Source organism: Mesorhizobium sp. M1E.F.Ca.ET.063.01.1.1, assembly GCF_003998155.1.
GTDB lineage: Bacteria > Pseudomonadota > Alphaproteobacteria > Rhizobiales > Rhizobiaceae > Mesorhizobium.
In genome coordinates this window covers 1-1,746 of sequence record NZ_RZSC01001010.1, presented here as the reverse complement: position 1 = coordinate 1,746, position 1,746 = coordinate 1, and the positions used below count along the sequence as shown (strand labels likewise).

1 pseudogene is annotated in these 1,746 nt (G+C 67.4%); it reads left to right on the top strand.

Features of this window, described 5'->3' with window-relative positions:
• Positions 1-1,746 (top strand): annotated as a pseudogene (locus tag EOA29_RS35405) (sarcosine oxidase subunit alpha family protein); the annotation flags it as partial.

The window sequence follows — 1,746 nt, the reverse complement described above, 5'->3', positions numbered from 1 at the left end:
CCGCATCGTGCTGGCGACGGGCGCGATCGAACGGCCCGTTCCGTTCGCCAACAACGATCTTCCCGGCATATTCTCCGCCGATGCCGCGCTCGCCTATCTGCGCCGGCATGGTGTGCTCGTGGGCCGACAGGTGGTCGTCGCGACCAACAACGACAGCGCCTACGAGCCGGCCTCGGCACTGGCTGCCGCCGGCGCCTCTGTGACCGTGGTCGATTGTCGGCGTGACGGCGGCACGCAAGCGACAACCGGTGTTCGCGCCCTTTCCGGGCGTACGGTCGCAGCGGCGCGCGGGCACAATCCCATCCAGGGTGTCCTGCTCGACGACGGCACGGCGCTCGCGGCCGATTGCGTGCTCGTCTCCGGCGGCTGGACGCCCACCGTGCACCTGTTCTCGCAGGCAAAGGGCAAGCTCGCCTGGAGCGATCAACTGGCGGCTTTCATTCCGGGAGAGTCTATCGACGGGATCGGCGTAGCCGGTGCCGTGGCCGGTACCGTCCCGCTTTCCGAGACCTTGGCCAGCGGCGCGGCGGCTCTCGGTCCGTTCGGCTCCTCGTCCTTGCCCGTGCCTCGCGGCACGGGAGCGGAGGCAACGCTTGGTGTCGTCAGCCTGTGGCCGAAGCCCAAGGCCAAGGGCCGCGTCTGGATCGACTATCAGAGCGACGTCACCGCCAAGGACGTCGAGCTTGCAGCGCGGGAGAACTTCGTCTCCGTCGAGCACCTGAAGCGCTACACGACGCTCGGCATGGCGACGGACCAGGGAAAGACGTCGAACCTGAACGGCCTGGCGCTGCTGGCCGATGTCACCGGCCGCGCCATCCCCGAGGTCGGCACCACGACCTACCGGCCGCCATTCACGCCTGTCCCGTTCGCCAGCTTGGCGGGCGCACGACGGGGAAGCATGCACGCCCCAATCCGCCGCCTGCCGCTGGAAGCAGACCATCGCGCGGCAAGAGGGGTGTTCCAGGAATATGGCGGCTGGTTGAGGCCGGCCTATTACGGAAACGGCGAAGCCGGGGCCGCAATCCAGGAGGAAGCGCGGCGCGCCCGGCAGTCCGTCGCGCTCTTCGACGGCTCGACGCTCGGCAAGATCGAGGTGATCGGTCCGCGCGCGGCCGAATTCGTCGACTTCATCTATTACAACACCATGTCGACCCTGAAGCCGGGTCATTGCCGCTACGGCTTCATGCTGTCGGAAAATGGCGTGGTCTTCGACGACGGCGTGCTGGTTCGCCTGGACGAGCATCGCTTCATCGTCTCCTGCTCGTCGTCGCATGTCGCAGCCGTCTATGCCAGGCTGGAAGAGTGGCGGCAGGATCGTTTCGGCCGCGATGCGGTCTATATCCACAACGCCACCGCGCAATACGCCATCTTGACCGTGTCGGGGCCGAGCGCGCGCGGGCTGGTGGAAGCGCTCGATCTGGGTGCTGCGCTGGACGATGTCAGCCTGCCGCACATGGCCGTCGCCGCCGGCCGCTTTGCCGGCGACGAGGTGCGTATGACCCGGGTCTCCTTCACCGGCGACCGAAGTTACGAGATCTCCATTCGCGCCGATCGGGCCGAGGCGCTGTGGGCAAGGATGCAGCAGGAGGGCCGCGCGTTCGACGCCGTTCTGCTCGGGCTCGAGTCCTTGATGATCCTGCGCGCCGAGAAAGGGTACATCGCCATCGGCAAGGACACCGACGGCAACGTCATGCCGCACGACCTTGGCGTGGCCGGGCCGCGCAGCAAACGTACGGGTGAATTCGT